The 17988-nt window shown below is 63.1% G+C and carries 16 protein-coding genes; 14 read left to right on the plus strand and 2 right to left on the minus strand.

Going from position 1 to position 17988, the window contains the following annotated elements:
* The first annotated feature begins 132 nt into the window (after nucleotides 1–132).
* Together ACQ4WS_RS15920 and ACQ4WS_RS15925 are read left to right on the plus strand one after the other, a co-directional pair.
* Nucleotides 133–2040: a sensor histidine kinase gene (locus tag ACQ4WS_RS15920; protein ID WP_436477771.1), complete on the plus strand. Its 1908-nt coding sequence runs from the start codon at nucleotides 133–135 to the stop codon at nucleotides 2038–2040.
* The gene (locus tag ACQ4WS_RS15925) at nucleotides 2033–3376 is read left to right on the plus strand and encodes a sigma-54-dependent transcriptional regulator (protein WP_436477772.1); all 1344 of its coding nucleotides are present in this window, start codon (nucleotides 2033–2035) and stop codon (nucleotides 3374–3376) included. Before ACQ4WS_RS15920 ends, ACQ4WS_RS15925 begins: the two co-directional genes overlap by 8 nt.
* Here ACQ4WS_RS15925 and ACQ4WS_RS15930 read toward each other — a convergent pair whose 3' ends face one another.
* The gene (locus ACQ4WS_RS15930; RefSeq protein ID WP_436477774.1) at nucleotides 3377–4114 is read right to left on the minus strand and encodes a metallophosphoesterase family protein; all 738 of its coding nucleotides are present in this window, start codon (nucleotides 4112–4114) and stop codon (nucleotides 3377–3379) included. It abuts the gene before it with no gap.
* 228 nt (nucleotides 4115–4342) lie between these two features.
* Here ACQ4WS_RS15930 and ACQ4WS_RS15935 point away from each other — a divergent pair, with 228 nt between their 5' ends.
* Nucleotides 4343–5191, plus strand: coding sequence for a porin family protein (locus ACQ4WS_RS15935; RefSeq protein WP_436477776.1), 849 nt, complete (start codon nucleotides 4343–4345; stop codon nucleotides 5189–5191).
* Nucleotides 5192–5197: 6 nt separating this feature from the next.
* Here the strand turns inward: ACQ4WS_RS15935 and ACQ4WS_RS15940 are convergent, their stop codons facing one another.
* Complete coding sequence (locus tag ACQ4WS_RS15940) at nucleotides 5198–5704, minus strand: GNAT family N-acetyltransferase (RefSeq protein ID WP_436477778.1); 507 nt, start codon at nucleotides 5702–5704, stop codon at nucleotides 5198–5200.
* Between the two features lie 361 nt (nucleotides 5705–6065).
* Here ACQ4WS_RS15940 and ACQ4WS_RS15945 point away from each other — a divergent pair, with 361 nt between their 5' ends.
* The 11 genes from ACQ4WS_RS15945 (at nucleotide 6066) to ahpC (ending at nucleotide 17916) form a co-directional block, all read left to right on the plus strand.
* Nucleotides 6066–6599, plus strand: coding sequence for a hypothetical protein (locus ACQ4WS_RS15945; protein ID WP_436477780.1), 534 nt, complete (start codon nucleotides 6066–6068; stop codon nucleotides 6597–6599).
* Entirely contained in the window at nucleotides 6536–7417 is an 882-nt protein-coding gene (locus ACQ4WS_RS15950; protein ID WP_436477782.1) for an EamA family transporter, read from the plus strand. The genes ACQ4WS_RS15945 and ACQ4WS_RS15950 overlap by 64 nt, the downstream gene beginning before the upstream one ends.
* Nucleotides 7418–7625: 208 nt before the next feature.
* The gene (locus ACQ4WS_RS15955; RefSeq protein ID WP_436477784.1) at nucleotides 7626–8585 is read left to right on the plus strand and encodes a sugar ABC transporter substrate-binding protein; all 960 of its coding nucleotides are present in this window, start codon (nucleotides 7626–7628) and stop codon (nucleotides 8583–8585) included.
* Nucleotides 8586–8677: 92 nt separating this feature from the next.
* On the plus strand, nucleotides 8678–10228 hold the full coding sequence (locus ACQ4WS_RS15960; RefSeq protein ID WP_436477786.1) for a sugar ABC transporter ATP-binding protein: 1551 nt from the start codon (nucleotides 8678–8680) through the stop codon (nucleotides 10226–10228).
* An 18-nt stretch (nucleotides 10229–10246) separates the two neighbouring features.
* Nucleotides 10247–11218 carry an ABC transporter permease gene (locus tag ACQ4WS_RS15965; protein ID WP_436477788.1) on the plus strand — a complete coding sequence of 324 codons (972 nt, stop codon included), beginning with the start codon at nucleotides 10247–10249 and terminating at the stop codon, nucleotides 11216–11218.
* A 21-nt stretch (nucleotides 11219–11239) separates the two neighbouring features.
* On the plus strand, nucleotides 11240–12298 hold the full coding sequence (locus ACQ4WS_RS15970) for a LacI family DNA-binding transcriptional regulator (RefSeq protein WP_436477790.1): 1059 nt from the start codon (nucleotides 11240–11242) through the stop codon (nucleotides 12296–12298).
* Nucleotides 12295–13206: a ribokinase gene (gene rbsK / locus ACQ4WS_RS15975; RefSeq protein WP_436477792.1), complete on the plus strand. Its 912-nt coding sequence runs from the start codon at nucleotides 12295–12297 to the stop codon at nucleotides 13204–13206. The genes ACQ4WS_RS15970 and rbsK overlap by 4 nt, the downstream gene beginning before the upstream one ends.
* Nucleotides 13207–13219: 13 nt before the next feature.
* Nucleotides 13220–13612: a D-ribose pyranase gene (gene rbsD / locus ACQ4WS_RS15980; protein ID WP_436477794.1), complete on the plus strand. Its 393-nt coding sequence runs from the start codon at nucleotides 13220–13222 to the stop codon at nucleotides 13610–13612.
* Between the two features lie 133 nt (nucleotides 13613–13745).
* A complete protein-coding gene (locus ACQ4WS_RS15985; RefSeq protein WP_436477796.1) occupies nucleotides 13746–16589 on the plus strand; it encodes an EAL domain-containing protein in 2844 nt (947 codons plus the stop codon).
* A 170-nt stretch (nucleotides 16590–16759) separates the two neighbouring features.
* Nucleotides 16760–17164, plus strand: coding sequence for a DUF3597 domain-containing protein (locus ACQ4WS_RS15990; RefSeq protein WP_436477798.1), 405 nt, complete (start codon nucleotides 16760–16762; stop codon nucleotides 17162–17164).
* Nucleotides 17165–17352: 188 nt separating this feature from the next.
* Entirely contained in the window at nucleotides 17353–17916 is a 564-nt protein-coding gene (gene ahpC / locus ACQ4WS_RS15995) for an alkyl hydroperoxide reductase subunit C (RefSeq protein WP_436477800.1), read from the plus strand.
* The last annotated feature ends 72 nt before the right edge of the window (nucleotides 17917–17988 follow it).

The following is a 17988-nucleotide window of genomic DNA, read 5'->3' on the forward strand; positions in this document are numbered from 1 at the left end:
CGGACGTCGTGATGTTCGTGAAATATGCGTCAAGCACGCTGCTGGCCGCCGGATTACTTTCCGGCGGCTTTTTTTATATTGAGATCATCAAGATGCGATACTGTGGGTTCTTGCAAGTTGGCAGCTGATTTTATGCATAGCAGTAATAAACCCTCTCTTTCCTGGCGCCAGCGCCTGGCGCAACGGTCGGGCCGCGAAACGCTGGCCTGGGGCGTGGTGCTGGCCGCCTGCCTGGCCACCGTCTGGCTCGTGTATTTCTGGACCGAACGCATCGCCATCGGCAAGCTGCAGGCCAGCGGCGCGCAGCGCCTCGAGGTGTATGTCAGCAGTCTTGAAAATGCGCTGGAGAAATACGACTTCCTGCCCAAGACCCTGGAGCTGAACCGCGACGTGATCCGGCTGCTGCAGCACCCGGAAGACCCGGTGCTGGTCGATACGGTCAACCATTACCTGGAGCAGATGAATGCCCAGGCGAAATCCTCGACCATTTTCATCAGCAACCTCGACGGCAACACGCGGGCCGCCAGCAACTGGCAGCAGCCCGACAGCTTTATTGGCGACAATATCTCGTTCCGCCCCTACGCCCAGGACGCGCTGCGGGGCACGCCGGGTCGCTTCTATGGCGTGGGCACAACGCGGCTCGAACCCGGTTACTTCTTTGCCCATGGCATCTACCAGAATGGCCACATGCTGGGCCTGGCAACGGTGAAGGTGAACCTGGAAACCCTGGAAAAACGCTGGGTGCAGGGCGCCGACAAGGTCATGCTGGCCGATGAGCACGGCGTGATCTTCCTCAGCTCCATGGCAGACTGGAAATACAAGACCCTGGCGCCGCTGTCGCCGGCGATCGTCGAAGAACTCAACCGCACACGCCAGTATTATTCGAAACAGCTGGCAGCCATCCCCTTCGTCTCCGACCGCCAACTGGGCAATGGCGCCCGCGTGATCAGCGTGCGCGAGCAAGAACATGCCGACACGCCACCGAAGATCAGCTCCAGCGTCATGACGCAGATCAAGCTCAAGTCGCCGCAAGGCTGGACTTTTATTTACCTGTCCGACCTGGCGCAGGCCAAGGCCAGCGCGCGCGCGGCGGCCGCTTTCTCCTGCGTGCTGCTGGGCTTTTTCATGTTGCTATTCTTTTATCTTCGCCAGCGCCGCGCAGCCGTGGCGCAAAAATTGCGCGCCCGCGAAGATCTGCAGCATGCCTACGACAACCTGGAAGCCATGGTCGAGGAACGCACCTCGGAACTCAATGCCATGACGCAAAGCCTGAGCCAGGAAATCGAGGTGCGCAGCAAGGCCGAACAAAAACTCCACATCACGCAAAACGAACTGTTTCAAGCCGGTAAGATGGCCGTGCTGGGCCAAATGTCGGCCAGCATCACGCATGAACTCAACCAGCCGCTGACGGCGCTGCGCACCATGTCGGACAATGCCGTCATCCTGCTGGAACGGGGTCGGCTCGACGATGCGCGGCGCAATCTGGCGAAGATCTCGCAAATTGCAGCCAGGATGGGGACCATTACGGGTCAATTGAAGATTTTTGCGCGCAAGTCGACGACCAGCCTGACCTCCGTGTCGATCCCCACGGCGATCAGCAATGCCCTGTTCCTGGTCGAACGCCGCCTGCAGGTGGAAAATGTGCGTTTCACCCTGCAATTGCCGCCCGAAGACATCTTCGCCATGTGCGAAAGCAACCGCCTGGAGCAAGTGCTGGTGAACCTGTACGCGAATGCGCTCGACGCCATGAATGGCAGCGACGTGCGCAGCCTGCGCGTGTCCGTCGCATGCACGCCGGAGCACGTGCTGATCCATGTGGCCGACACGGGGCCGGGCTTGTCGACAGAAGTGTACGAACACCTGTTCGAACCGTTCTTCACAACCAAGCCGCAGGGACTGGGACTGGGCCTGGGGCTGGCCATTTCCGAACAGATCACGCGCCAGTTCGGCGGCGTGCTGCGCGCCGAAAATGCCCCCGGCGGCGGCGCCATCTTCACCATCGAACTACAGATTGCAACGCAGGAGGAAAAACATGTTTGACGGCTTGAAGGTCTTGCTGGTCGAAGACGACCCTACCGTACGCGAGGGCAGCGAGCAGGCGCTGCAGCTGGCCGGCCTGGACGTGCTGGCGTTTCACTCGGCCGAGCTGGCCTATAAACTGCTGACGCCGGATTTTCCCGGCATCGTGGTCAGCGACGTGCGCCTGCCCGGCATGAGCGGCCTGGAATTGCTGCAAGCGATCAAGACGCTCGATGCCAACCTGCCCGTGATCCTCGTCACGGGCCACGGCGACATCACGATGGCCGTGCACGCCATGCGCACGGGCGCCTACGATTTCATCGAAAAGCCGTATTCGTCCGAGCAACTGGTCGACGTCATCCTGCGCGCGCTGGAAACGCGGCGCCTGACCCTGGAAGTGCACAGCCTGCGCCGCCAGCTCGAAGACGGCGGTGGCATCGAAGCGCGTTTATTGGGCAATTCCGTGGCGATGCGCGACATACGGCGTTTGATACTCGACGTTGCCGACGAACCGGCGGATGTGCTGATCTATGGCGATACGGGCACGGGCAAGGAAATGGTGGCCCGCTGCCTGCACGACTTCAGCCACCGCCGCAAGCACAACTTCGTCGCCGTCAACTGCGGCGCGATTCCCGAAAGCATATTTGAGAGCGAAGTCTTCGGCCACGAACCGGGCGCATTCACGGGTGCGGCCAAGCGGCAGGTGGGCAAGATCGAGCACGCGGATCAGGGCACTTTTTTCCTTGATGAAATCGAATCGTTGCCCCTGTCGCTGCAAGTCAAATTGCTGCGCGTGCTGCAGGAACGCTATATCGAGCGCCTGGGCTCGAACGTGCCCACGCCCGTCGACGTGCGCGTCATCGCGGCGGCCAAGCTGGACCTGGAAGACTTGTCGCAGCAACAGAAGTTCCGCAGCGACCTGTACTACCGCCTGAATCTGATCGTGCTGCATCTGCCGCCGCTGCGCGAACGGCGCGAGGATATTCCCATCCTGTTCGAGCACTTCGTGCTGGCCGCCGCCGCCCGCTACAACCGCGCCGCGCCCGTGGTCTCGAGCGCGCAGATGCGCAACCTGATGGCCCATTCCTGGCCCGGCAATGTGCGCGAACTGCGCAATATCGCCGACCGCTTCGTGCTGGGTATCGCCGGTGGCGCCTCAAGCCTGCTGGCGGCCGGACTGGCCAGTCCCCTGTCGCTGGCGGAGCAGGTCAACGGCTTTGAACGCGCGCTGATCGAACAGGAACTACGCGCCTATTCCGGCAACGTCAGCGAAGTGAGCGCCGTACTCGGTTTGCCGAAACAGACCCTGTATCACAAGATGCAGAAGTACAACCTGGTGGCCGAAGAATTCCGCTAATCAGCCTACCCGGCCCGTGCGCAGCGGCATGACCCAGTCGGGCCGGCCGTTCGCCAGCGCCAGCCGGGCCGCCTTTTCCCAGTCATATTCCACCGCGTGCCACTGCGCCGTCCAGGCGCCATCAGCCCCCTGTTCGGCGATGGCATAGCGCGCATGCGGCGTGCCGTTTTCCATCACGTGCGGATAACCATGCTCGTCGCCGTAGGCCTGCAAGCCCACGCTGCCCGGGTTGACGATCAGCCGGCCATCGGCCAGGCGCACCTGGCGCGGCATGTGCGTGTGGCCGCACAGGATCAAGGCCGCGTCGGCCGCGCCGGCCCGCGCGGCCACTTCCTGCGGCGTGGCCGCGCGGCTGCCTTGCGGCGTGACGCTGTCGAGAAAATACACGAGGTCGCTGCCGGGCGTGCCATGCACGAGCAGCACGTCCTGCCCCAGGCGCAAGGTGGCGGGCAGCGCCGCGATCCAGTCGAGTTGCTCCGGTGACAGTTGCGCGCGCGCATAGGCATCCGAGACGCCCATGCGGGCCGGGTCGCCCAGCAACTGGCGCTCGTGGTTGCCGCGGATGGTGGGCAAGTCGAGCGCCATCAGGCGCGCCGCCGTGGCGCGCGGCTGCAGATGGCCCGAAACGATATCGCCCAGGTTGACGGTGACGTCGACGTTACGCCGGGCGATGTCGGCCAGCACGGCGTCAAGCGCATCCAGGTTGCCGTGGATATCGGAAATGGCGGCGATTTTCATGCGATGTCTCCTCTTCGTGCGTACCATTCTGCCCGCGTCAAGCGATACAGGCAATGCCGGTGTGCGTACCAACTCTTACAACCAGCTCTTACACACAGTAGGACAAATCCGACGGTAATTTGCGCCGTGCGGCTACGTAATCCAAAAGTAACAATTGCTACCATTTCCTCATTGCACTGTTGCCCAAAGCATCGCGACAGTTTTCACTTTATTTTGAGGAGTTGCCCCATGTATGCCATGTCCGTGTCCACCCGCCTGTCCCCACCACGCCCGCACCACCTCGCCTTGCGCGGTGCCATGATGCTGGGTGTGCTGGGCATAGCCACGGCGGCCGCCACGGCGCGGGCCGAGCCATCGCCGGCGCTGGACCGTGCCAGCATCTCGGTGGGGGCGTTTTCCGCCGATCCGCGCATCAATATCGGCGCCGACACGCAGTTTGGCCGCATCGATGCGCCCGAGTCGAATCCCAGCCACACCACCATTCCGCGCATCAAGGCCGAATTGCTGATCGGCGACCACCATGGCCTGGCATTCGACTACTACCGCTATGACAAATCCTACACTCCGACGCTCAGCGGCCAGACCACCATCAATGGCCAGCCCGTGACAGGCACGGCCAGCGCAGATGCCGACCTGAAACTGGACCTGGCCAAGATGTCCTACCGGTGGTGGCTGGGCAGCGGCAACGACACCTTCGGCATCGGCCTGGGCGCGGCCTACTACAATGCCAACCTGAGCGGCACGGCCACCGGCGTCGTCAATAACCAGAAGGCCACGGCGCGCGATTCCATCGGCGAGCACGCGTTCGCGCCGCTGCTGGAAGTGGGCTGGCGCCACGCCTTCACGCCGGACTTGCGCATGTATGCGGAAGCGTCGGGCATCAAGAAAAATGGCGGTCGCATCAACGGCCACATCTACGGCGGCAATATCGGCGTGGAATGGTTTCCGTTCAAGAATATCGGCTTCGTCGCCGATTACGGCATCTCGAAAATCAAGCTGCACCGCGACAGCGAACGCGATGCCGACCTGAACATCCGCCTGACGGGACCGTCGGCATATGTGAAAGTGCGCTTCTAAACGCGCTCAAGCCGCTGGTTTCAGCAAGGTCAGCAGGAACTGCGGCAAGTCCGGATCGTCGTACGCCTCGACACTGGCAAACGGCAGGCGCGCAAACGCTTGCCGCCAGAACGCGCAGGCAGCGGTATCGGCGCGGAACGTCGCCACCAGCCACGTCTGCGCGCTGTCCAGCAGCACCCTGCGCACCACTTCCAGCGCCAGGCCCCGGCGCCGGTATTTCTTCAGAATGAAAAAGTCGCTGAACTCCTGCACCGCCAGCTCACCCGCCATGCCGGGCTCCGTGATGAAAAAACCGGCCAGCTCACCATCTACCTCGATCCAGCTGGCCGTATGGCCTGCTGCATGCACATACGACGCCAGCCCCGCATCGCACACATCATAGCGGCCATCGGCCAGCAGCGCCTCGCCGCTCCAGGACGAATTATCGTAACAATACAGCTGGAACAGCTGCGCCAATGCGCCCTCTTCGCCCGGGGCAATGGCGCGCAAAGTCATGTTCTGTAATACCGGCATAGTCCCGTCTTTCCGCCAACTGGCGTCACTGAGTTGGCGAGTCTAGCACCACATCACGCATCTGTCCCTCCTGTCTTTCAGCCCTGCATTTCCACTGTTGCTCGCAAAAAGATAACTTTTCCCCGATTGCCTATATGTTATTACCTTTAAGTGATAGCCGGAGAACGCGCTACTTCACGTCCGCCGAAGCGAACGCGGGCCTGCCGCCGTTCGCCGGCTTCCTGCTGGCCAAGCGCTTGCTGTGGCCGAGTATCACGGTGCTGCTGTTCCTCGCCACCGTCCTCCTGGTCAAGCCCCAGCGCACGGGGGTGGGCAAGAACCTGTATCGCACTGCCGTCTACCCGCATGGCAACAGATCGGTGTGTGGCAACGCATCCATGACGCCATGCTGCAGCATTTGCGGCAATACGACCAGATTCAGTGGAAACGCGCCAGTGTCGACTCGGCCAGCAGTTTCAGTCGCGCCATCAACGCCCATCTGACCGCCGACGAGGCGGCGTGGTTCGCCAAGTCGGCGGATCGCGCGCTGATCCTGCAACGCTTGCCGGACGGCGACCTGGAAGTGCGACTGCCGCTGGCGCTGGTCGACAAACAGTGGCAAGTCATTGACGAGGCGCAGATGAGCCAGGCAGCCATGAGCGGTGTGATAGGCAAAGCGCCGGCCGTGCAGGGCGCGGGCATGCTGGACAAGCTGAAGAGCGCTTTCCGCTTTGGCGGCCGCCCGTCGGGTCTTTTTTTCGCCGCCATGCAAGCAGAGGAGGCAGGCATTTATCTTGACATCAAGATAGTTTGCGACCACACTCCACTTTATCTTAATGTCGAGATAGTTTTATGGCCTCTTCTTTTACCCGCCCCGCCTGGGGCGATATTCTGCTCACGGCGCTGGCGCCCCTGATCTGGGGTTCCACGTATATCGTCACGTCCGAACTGCTGCCGCCGGACCGGCCTTTCACGGCGGCCCTGATCCGCGTGCTGCCAGCCGGCCTGCTGTTGCTGCTCCTGATGCGGCGCCTGCCCGCGCGGCGCGAGTGGATACGCGTGCTGATCCTGTCGGCACTGAATATCGGCGTGTTCCAGGCGCTGCTGTTCGTGGCTGCCTACCGCTTGCCGGGCGGCTTGGCGGCCGTGGTGGGCGCCATCCAGCCGCTCTTGGTGATGGGCCTGGCCTGGGGCGTGGAAGGGCGCCGTCCGGCCCGCCTGGCACTGCTGGCCAGCGTGCTGGGAGTGGCCGGCATGGGTGTCTTGCTGTTGTCGCCGCGCACGGTGTGGGAACCCATCGGTATCGCCGCCGCGCTGGGCGGCACGGCGTGCATGGCGGCCGGCACCTATCTGACGCGGCGCTGGAAGCCGGACTTGCCCGTGCTGGCGCTGACGGGCTGGCAATTGCTGCTCGGCGGCCTGATGCTGGCGCCCGTCGCCTGGCTGGCCGATGCGCCCTTGCCTGCCTTGTCGCTGCCGCAAGTCTTCGCCTACGCCTACCTGTGCCTGGCCGGCGCCCTGCTGGCGTATGCGCTATGGTTCCGCGGCATCGCCAGGCTGTCTCCCGTGGCCGTCTCCTCGCTGGGCTTGCTCAGTCCCCTGATGGCCGTCGTGCTGGGCTGGGCCTTGCTGGGACAAGCCATGACGGGCTGGTCGATGCTGGGCTTGCTGCTGGTGCTGGCCAGCGTGCTGGCCGTGCAGTGGGCCAGTGCCCGTCCCGCAACAAAGTCCTGACTTCCGCGCATTTCTCTCCGGCAGGCTGAGCGTATCAGCCTGCCTATTTCCCTCCGGGCGCTGCCTTTTTGCTGCACCGCACATACAGTTTTGCTTGCACTGATGTGTGGCATTGAGGCACTATTCGCTTCGCGCAAACGTTTGCGCGCAACGAATTTCCTAAAAAGCATGCAGTACACGTGCTTGACCAACAACTTTGGAGACGCCCATGACATCCCGTATTCGCCTGAAAATGATTGCCGCCGCTGTCCTCGTGTGTGCCTTGCCCGCCGTGCCGGCGATGGCGCAGACGCCAGCCAAACCGAAGGTGGCGCTGGTGATGAAGTCGCTCGCCAATGAATTTTTCCTGACCATGGAAAATGGCGCCAAGGCGCATCAGAAGGCCAATGCTGCCAAGTACGACTTGCTGTCGAACGGCATCAAGGATGAAACGGATACGTCGAGCCAGATCAAGCTGGTCGAGCAAATGATCGTTTCGCGCGTCAATGCGCTGGTGATCGCCCCGGCCGACTCGAAAGCGCTGGTGCCAGTACTGAAAAAAGCCATCGACGCGGGCATCATCGTCGTCAATATCGATAACAAGCTCGACGCGGGCGCCCTGAAAGAGAAGGGTATTTCCGTGCCATTCGTCGGCCCGGACAACCGCAAGGGCGCCAAGGTGGTCGGCGACTTCCTGGCCCAGCAGATCAAGAAGGGCGATCCGGTCGGCATCATCGAAGGCGTCTCCACCACCTACAACGCGCAGCAGCGCACCCTGGGTTTCCAGGACGCCATGAACGCGGCCGGCGCCAAGGTTGTCAGCGTGCAATCGGGTCAGTGGGAAATCGCCCCCGCCAACACGGTGGCGGCCGCCATGCTGAACGCCAATCCGAATATCAAGGCTTTGCTGTGCGGTAACGACAACATGGCCATCGGCGCCATTTCCGCCATCAAGGCGGCCGGCAAGACGGGCAAAGTGCTGGTCGTCGGTTACGACAACATCAACGCCATCAAGCCGATGCTGGCCGATGGCCGCGTGCTGGCTACCGCCGACCAGTTCGGTTCGCAGCAAGCCGTGTTCGGCATCGAAACCGTGCTGAAAGCCCTGGCGCAGAAGAAGAAACAGGCCGAGCTTGGTGGCGTCATCGAAACCAAGGTCGAACTGGTCGCCAAGGGCGCCAAGTCCTGATCGCCTGATCGTTTGATCCCGCCGGGGCCGGCGCCCGCTTGCTCATCGAGCAGGCAGCGCCGGCCCCGCCGCCACTACCGCGGAGTTTTATCATGCCCACCGACATTTCACCGGCGCCAGCCGCCATTCCCCTGTTAACGCTCGATAACATCGGCAAGTCCTATGTCGGCCCCGTCCTCGGTGGCGTGGGCTTGCGCTTCGCCCCTGGCCAGGTGCTGGCGCTGACGGGAGAGAACGGCGCGGGCAAGAGCACGCTGTCGAAGATCATCTGCGGCCTGGAGCAAGCCACCACGGGCACGATGCTGCTCGACGGCAAGCCTTACCAGCCCGCCTCGCGCGGCGCCGCCGAGGCGCTGGGCATCCGCATGGTGATGCAGGAACTCAATCTGATTCCCACTTTGTCGATCGCGGAAAACCTGTATTTGAAAAATTTGCCGCAGCGCTTAGGCTTCATCGACCGTACGCGCCTCGAACGCGATGCGCGCGAACAAATGGAAAAAGTGGGCTTGGGCGGCCTCGACCCGTGGACTTTGGTCGGCGAACTGGGCATCGGCCACCAGCAAATGATCGAGATCGCGCGCAACCTGATCGGCGCTTGCCGTTTGCTGGTGTTAGATGAACCGACAGCCATGCTGACGCACCGCGAAGTGGAGTTGCTGTTCCTGCAAATTGAACGCCTGAAAGCCGAAGGCGTGTGCATCATCTATATTTCCCACCGCCTGGAAGAACTCAAGCGCGTGGCCGACCGCATCGCCGTGCTGCGCGATGGGCAACTGGTGTGCGACGACGACATCGCGGGCCACTCCGCCGCCGACCTGGTCAGCCTGATGGTAGGCCGTTCGGCCGACGATGCCATCGACTTGAGCGGCCGCACGTTAGGTGCGCCGCTGCTGCGCGTGCGGGGCCTGGCGCGCGGCAAGGTGGTCAACCCGACCTCGTTCGACTTGCGCGCCGGCGAAATCCTCGGCATCGCCGGCCTGATCGGCTCGGGCCGCACGGAATTGCTGCGTTTGATCTTCGGCGCCGACCGCGCCGATGCCGGTGACGTTTTCCTCGGTGACAGCACCACGCCCGCCGCCTTGACCTCGCCGCAGGCAGCAGTGAAAGCGGGCATCGCCATGATCACGGAAGACCGCAAGGGCCAGGGCTTGTTGTTGCGCCAGTCCATCGCCGTCAACACGACCCTGGCGTCGCTCGATACCGTCAGTGGCGCAGGCTGGCTCAACGACGCGGCCGAAGCGTCTGTGGCCGACGATTACATTCAACGCCTGGGCATCCGTTCGCGCAACAGCGCGCAAACGGTGGCGGAGCTCTCTGGCGGCAACCAGCAAAAGGTAGTAATCGCCCGCTGGCTGTACCGCGACTGTCCCGTGATGCTGTTCGACGAGCCCACGCGCGGCATCGATATCGGCGCCAAGTTTGATATTTACCAGGTGCTGGCTGAACAGGCGCGCCAGGGCAAGGGCCTCGTGATTGTGTCCAGCGACTTGCGCGAACTGATGCTGATCTGCGACCGCATCGCCGTGATGAGCGCCGGCAGCATCGTCGACACCTTCGAGCGCGGCGCCTGGAGCCAGGACGCGCTGCTGTCGGCCGCCTTCTCCGGCTATTTGACCCCCACTTCCACTCCAGCTGCGGCCTGATCCGCCGGAAAGATTCCCATGACCACTCATTCCTCTCCTTCGTATCTGCAGCGCAGCCTGGCCGACCTGAAAAACTATGCGGGCCTGATCGGCGCCCTGGTCGCCATGTGCGTGCTGTTCTCGTTTGCCAGCGAGAACTTCTTTACCCTGGCGACCTTGAGTACCCTGTCGAACAATATCCCGACGCTCGTCGTGATGGCTGTCGGCATGACCTTTGTGCTGATCATTGGCGGCATCGATTTGTCCGTCGGTTCCGTGATGGCGCTGGCCGCTTCCGTGCTGTCGCTGGCCGTCGTGCACTGGGGCTGGCCCGTGTGGAGCGCGGCCCTGCTGGGCATGTTCGTCGCCGCCCTGTGCGGCGCCACCACGGGATTGATTTCCGTCGGCTGGCGCATTCCCTCGTTCATCGTCTCCCTGGGCGTGCTGGAAATGGCACGCGGCATGGCATATCAGGTGACCAATTCGCGCACGGAATACATCGGCAGCGCCGTGGACGGCATCAGCTCGCCGATCGCCTTTGGCCTGTCGCCCGCCTTCATCGCCTCGATCGCCATCGTTGTCATCGGCCACCTGGTGCTCACGCGCACGGTGCTGGGCCGCCACTGGATCGGCATCGGCACGAATGAAGAAGCCGTGCGGCTGTCCGGCATCAACACAAAACCGTCGAAAGTGCTGGTGTTTGCCTTGATGGGCTTTCTCGCCGGCGTGGGCGCGCTGTTCCAGGTGTCGCGCCTGGAAGCGGCCGACCCGAACGGCGGCGTGGGCATGGAATTGCAAGTGATCGCCGCCGTCGTGATCGGCGGCACCAGCCTGATGGGCGGGCGCGGTTCCGTCATCAGCACGTTTATTGGCGTGCTGATCATTTCCGTGCTGGAAGCGGGCCTGGCGCAAGTGGGCGTGTCGGAACCCGTGAAACGCATCGTCACGGGGCTGGTGATTGTCGCCGCCGTGGTGCTCGACACCTACCGCCGCCGCGGCGAACGCGCATAATCACAGGAGAAAGCGCGTCCCATGGCAACCATCAAGCAAGTGGCGCAGGCGGCGGGGGTGTCGTTTACCACCGTCTCGCACGTCCTCAACAATACGCGCCCCGTCAGCGACGCGGCGCGCCGCGCCGTGCTGGCGGCAGCGGAGCAATTGCATTACGTGCCCAGCGCGCTGGCGCGTTCCCTGCGCAGCCGCAGCACGGGCACCATCGGCCTGATCATTCCCAATAATACGAACCCGTATTTTTCGGAAGTGGCGCGCGGCATCGAGGACAGCTGCTACGCGGCCGGCTACAGCGTGATTTTGTGCAATTCCGATGACGACCCCGTCAAGCAGCGCGATTACCTGAACGTGCTGCTGACCAAGCGCTGCGACGGCCTGATTCTGTCTGCGCTGGCCGACAGCGACGGCGAATTGCTGCGCAAGATGAAGGTGCCGGCCGTGCTGCTCGACCGCGCGCCCAGCGACCTGTCCATCGATGCCGTGGCGGTCGACAACCGCGCCGGCGGCGTGCTGGCCGCGCGCCACCTGCTGGGGCTGGGACGCCGGCGCCTCGCTTGCATCGCCGGTCCCCGCGAAGTGAGCATTTCCAACGACCGCATAGCCGGCGCGCGCAGCGCCATGGCGGACGCGGGCGTAGTTCTGGCCGATACGCTGTGCCGGCATAGCGATTTCACGAGCGCGGGCGGCTATGCGGCCGCGCTGGACTTGCTGGCGCTGCCGAAAGGCCAGCGCCCGGACGCCCTGTTCTGCTGCAACGACTTGATGGCCTTTGGCGCCCTGCGCGCCGCCGCCGAGCGGGGCATTGCCGTGCCCGTGGACCTGGCTGTCGTCGGCTTCGATGATATCGACCTGGCCAGCTTCGTGCATCCGGCCTTGAGCAGCGTGGCGCAAAATACGCGCGAGCTGGGGCATATCACGGCTGCCTGCCTGCTGGCACGCATCGCCGACCCCGCCTTGCCGCGCCAGCAGCGCAGCATCGCGCCTGAACTGCATGTGCGCGGCTCCAGCGTGGCCGCCACTGCCACTTCTTCCGCACCTACTTCTTCACCTGCAACTGAACTGATGGGAATGACATCATGATCGTGGTTATCGGCAGCATCAATATGGACCTGGTCTTGCGCGTGCCGCGCATGCCCCTCCCCGGCGAAACCCTGACGGGTGGCGCTTTTCGAACCATTCCTGGCGGCAAGGGCGCCAACCAGGCCGTGGCCTGCGCGCGCCTCAGCGGCAAGGTTGAGGCCGGTGGCCAGCAAGTGGCCATGGTCGCTTGCGTGGGCGATGACGCGTTCGGCGCGACCCTGCGCGCGGCGTTAGTGGGCGACGGCATCATCGATAGCCACATCACCACCTTGCCCGGCGTGGCGTCCGGCATCGCTTCCATCCTGGTCGATGACAATGGCCAGAACAGCATCGTGATCGCCGGCGGCGCCAACGATTTATTAAGCCCCGCGCACATTGACGCGGCAAAAGAGCTGATCGAACAGGCCGATATCGTCGTGCTGCAGCTGGAAACGCCGATGGCCACCGTCGTGCACGCGATCAAGCTGGCCCGTTCGCTGGGCAAGACCGTGGTGCTGAACCCGGCGCCGGCGGCCAGCCTGCCGGAAGGCGTGCTGGAACTGGTCGACTACCTGATTCCGAATGAAATCGAAGCGGCCATGCTGGCCGGCGTCAGCCCGGAAGGTGCGGATGCCAAGGCGCTGGCGGCCGCCCTGCAAAAGCTGGGCAGCGACAACGTCATCATCACCCTCGGCTCCAAGGGCGTGCATGCGGCTCTGTATGGCGGCGATACCACGTTCCCGGCCGAAGTGGTGCAAGCCGTCGACACGACGGCCGCCGGCGACACGTTTATTGGCGGCTTTGTGGCGGGCCTGGCGTCCGGCATGGACGAGGCCGAAGCGATCAGCCAAGGCCAGCGCGCGGCCGCCTGGAGCGTCACCAAGCACGGCGCGCAAACCTCGATCCCCTACTTGCACGAGCTGTTCTAACGACACCACGCCCATGAAAAAATCACCTTTGCTTAATATTGCACTGTCGCAACTGATCGCATCGCTCGGCCATGGCGACATGCTCGTCATCGGCGACGCGGGCTTGCCATCGCAGCCGGGCGTGCCCCTGATCGACCTGGCCCTGACGCGCGGCATCCCCGGCTTCATCGATACCGTGAACACCGTGCTGAGCGAAATGCAGGTCGAGTATCACTTGCTGGCCAGCGAGTTGCCGCAGCACAACCCGGCCATGGCGGCGCAGGTGACGGCCCTGGCCTTGCCCGATGCACGCCAGGTGACGCACGAGGAGTTCAAGCAGCTGTCCAAGAGCGCGCGCGCCATCGTGCGCACGGGGGAATGCAGTCCGTATGCCAACGTCATTCTGGTGGCCGGCGTCGTTTTCTAGCGCAAACAAACGCGAAATTGTCTGCCAAAAACATCAACGCTATTGTCCTCACTGAAATAATTATCCATCGGCAAAAGGGGCGGCTACAATAGCCGTACCCTGCCAGCTCGGCAGCTTCCTGTGGTGTTCCGCCATGCCGATGAAAGCCCCCGACGCTTTCCGCTTTGTCTTGCCGCCCGCCGGCAGGCTTGTGCACGGCTGGCGCGGCTTTTTCTTCCTGCTGCTGTGCCTGGCCACGCCCGCCCGGGCGCTGGAAGCCGTCTCCCTGCACCTCAATTTCACGCATCAATTCCAGTTCGCCGGCTATTACGCGGCCATCGAGCAAGGCTATTACCGTGAGGCGGGGCTGGAGGTCACGCTGGTCGAAGGCAGCGGCGGGCCGCGTGCCGAGGAGGCAGTGCTGACGGGGCAAGCCCAGTATGGCGTGGGCAACAGCACCTTGTTGCTCAGCCGGCTGGCGGGCAAGCCCGTGGTGGTGCTGGCCGTCGTGTTCCAGCATTCGCCCAGCGTGCTGCTGATGCGCCAGCAGGGCGGCGCGCCCGACGTGCGCAAGCTGGTGGGGGCGCCCGTGATGATAGGCGCGGCCAACGATGTGGCGGCCGCATCTGATGAAGTGTCGCTGTTCCTGGGGAAAATGGGCGTCGCGCCGCAGCAGATGCGCCACTTGCGGCCCAGCTACCGTATCGACGATTTGATCGATGGCAAGGTCGATGCGATTGCCGCGTATTCCACCAACGAACCGGATTATCTGGACCGGGCGGGCTTTCCCTATTACCAGTTTACGCCGCGCACGGCTGGCATCGATTTCTACGGCGACAACCTGTTTACCAGCGAGCACGAACTACGCCGCCATCCCGAGCGTGTCCAAGCGTTCCGCGCGGCCAGCCTGCGCGGCTGGCAATACGCGATGACGCACCGCGAGGAAATGGCGCGCGTGATTCTTGCCAAGTACAGCCAGCGCCACGACCGCGCGCACCTGCTGTACGAGGCGCAGCAGATGGAATTGCTGCTGCAGCCCGTGCTGGTGGAACTTGGCTACATGAATCCCCAGCGCTGGCAGCACATCGCCGAGACGTATGCCAGCATGGGCGTGCTGCCACGCAATGCCACGGACAGCCGCGCCTACCAGGGTTTTTTGTACCGCCCCGTGCCAGGCGCCGACCTGGATTGGCTGTACCTGTCGCTGGGCCTGGCGGGCAGCCTGCTGGCCGTGTCGGCCGGCTTTCACTTCAACAACCTGGCGCGCGAGCGCCGCCGCACGGAGGACACCATCCGCCAGGGAGAATTGCGCTTTCGCACCATGTTCGAGCAAGCGCCCATGGGCATCGCCCTGATCGATACCGTGAGCGGACAGTTTCTCGACATCAATCCACGCTACCTGGCCATCAGCGGGCGCAGCCTGGAACACATGAAGCAAACGAGCTGGATGGAAATCAGCCATCCCGACGATGTGGCCGGCGAGCAAGAGCAGGTGGCGCAGCTGCTGGCACGCAGTCTGCACGGCTTTCGCCACGCCAAGCGCATCGTGCGTCCCGATGGCGGCGTGGTGTGGGTCGATGCGTCGGTGACGGCCATCGCCACGGCGCGCCATGGCGGCCCGCACCACCTGTGCATGCTGGAAGACGTGACGGACAAGCGGCAAACGGAAGCGCTGATCTGGCAACAAGCCAATTTCGATACCCTGACGCAATTGCCGAACCGGCGCATGTTCCACGAGCGTTTGCGTCAGGCGCTGGCCCAGGGGCGGCGCGATGCGAGCCGCGTGGCCATCCTGTTCATCGACCTCGACCATTTCAAGGAAGTCAACGATACCCTGGGCCACCACCAGGGCGATATCTTGCTGATCGAAGCGGCGCGGCGCATCCGCGTGGGCGTGCGCGAGACGGACACGGTGGCGCGCCTGGGCGGCGATGAATTCACGGTGATCCTGTCCGACCTCGATGATCTGCAGCAAGTCGACCGCATCGCGCGGCAGATACTCGACGGCTTGCTGGCACCTTTCCTGCTGGGGCAGGAGCAGGCCTTCGTCTCGGCCTCGATCGGTATCACCCTGTATCCGGACGACGCGGGCACGATCGAGGATTTGCTCAAGCAGGCGGACCAGGCCATGTATGTCTCGAAAGGGACGGGGCGCAACCGCTACAGCTACTTTACGCCCGCCATGCAGGTGGCGGCCGTCAACCGCATGCGCCTGGGAGCGGACTTGCGCGCGGCCCTGCGCGAACAGCAGATGCAGCTGTATTACCAGCCCATCGTCGAGCTGCATAGCGGAAAACTTGCCAAGGCGGAAGCCTTGCTGCGCTGGCAGCATCCGCAACGGGGTGTGGTATGCCCGCCGGATTTCCTGGCGCTGGCTGAAAGCAGCGGCCTGATCGTGGAGATCGGCGACTGGGTGCTGCGCACGGCGGCCGCGCAACTGCTGCGCTGGCGCGCGCAAGGCCACACCATCGGCTTGCCGGGGCTGCAACTGTGCCTGAACCAGTCGCCGCTGGAGCTGCAGCGCGAAGTGGAGGCGCCCGGCACCTGGTTGCGCCAGCTGATGGTGCTCGAGGTGCCGGCCTCGGCCATCGTGCTCGACCTGCGCGAAGATGTACTTTTACCTGGCGGCAATAGCATGGCGCCGCGCCTGCAGCACTTGCGCGAAGCGGGCTTGCAGATCGCCCTCGACGACTTCGGCAGCGGCCAGGCCTCGCTGACGCAGCTGCAGCAGTGCGGCATCGATTACCTGAAGCTCGACGGCGTGCTGGTGCGCAAGCTGGCGCCCGGCGCCAGCGAACTGGTGCTGTGCGAAGCCATCGTCACCATGGCCCACAAGCTGGGCTTGCAGGTCATCGCCGAAGGCGTGGAGACCGAAGAGCAGCGCGCGCGGCTGCTGGAGATCGGCTGCGATTTTGCGCAAGGCGAGCTGTTTGCGCCGCCGCTGGCCATCGAAGCGTTCGATGCGCTGTTGCGCGCCCGGCGGCCCTTGCACCCTTGAAACAGGTGTGCCCTGCCACCAGATCTGACGCAAGCCTGCGGGACAGGGCTCCCGGCTTGAACGGGCTTATACTCGACAGGCTGGCGCCTGCGCCCGGCTTTGCTGTCACCGGTACTTACACCGGGTGCGCAGGCAATTCTTCTTCCATTCACTCAACTCGAGGTGACCTCATGGGCATTTTCAGCAATATCTACAATAAGATCTTCCACCATTCGTCCGATGCCGCTCCGGCCGCCACGCCGGCCGCCGCCACGACCGCACCTGCCGCCGCACCGGCGGGCGCACCTGCACCTGCGGCACCAGCGGCTGCCGTGCCCGTGGTGGACGTGGAAGTGGTGCTGGTCGACCTGGCCAGCAAGAACGCGGAAAAACTCAATTGGCGCACGTCCATCGTCGACCTGATGAAACTGCTTCAACTCGACAGTAGCCTGGCTTCGCGCAAGGAACTGGCGCAAGAGCTGCACTTCACGGGCGACACCAATGACTCGGCCAGCATGAACATCTGGCTGCACCGCCAGGTGATGATCAAGCTGGCGGAAAACGGGGGAAAAGTTCCAGACTCGCTTAAAAACTAAACACCAGGCGGCGACAGGGGTATCGACTGTCACCGCTATCCAATCCTGTGGGAACTGCCTATCATGGAGTTCCCATAGCGTCACGATAGCTAAAATCAATTGAAACTATTGTGACAATCAATTTTGCTTATGGATTAAAACCCCTTACACTAGAGTCTTACTGATTCACCACACGAGAGGAAATGACTATGTCGCTCATTAATACCCAAGTTAAACCATTCAAGGCAACCGCATTCCACAATGGCAAATTCGTCGACCTGACGGAAGCGTCGCTGAAAGGCAAGTGGTCGGTATTCGTGTTCTACCCAGCCGACTTCACCTTCGTTTGCCCAACCGAACTGGAAGATCTGGCCGATCATCACGATCAATTCCAGAAGCTGGGCGTCGATGTCTACGGCATCTCGACCGATTCGCACTTCGCGCACAAAGCATGGCACGACACCTCGGACGCGATCAAGAAAGTGCAATACGCACTGATCGGCGACCCAACCGGTACCCTGTCGCGCAATTTCGAAGTCATGATCGAAGAAGAAGGCATGGCACTGCGCGGTACCTTCGTCATCAACCCGGACGGCTTCATCAAAGTGCTGGAAGTGCATGACAACGGCATCGGCCGTGACGCATCGGAACTGTTGCGCAAAGTTAAGGCAGCTCAATACGTTGCCGCTCACCCAGGCGAAGTTTGCCCAGCCAAATGGACGGAAGGCGCAGCAACCCTGACCCCATCGCTGGACCTGGTTGGCAAGATCTAAGTCTCGATGCAGCACGTAGCAAACAAGTAGTTACCGCGATGCCGGACCGGGCGTCCGGCCCGGCATTCGCCT

This window comes from Janthinobacterium leeuwenhoeki, assembly GCF_051380795.1.
Taxonomy (GTDB): Bacteria; Pseudomonadota; Gammaproteobacteria; order Burkholderiales; family Burkholderiaceae_D; genus Janthinobacterium.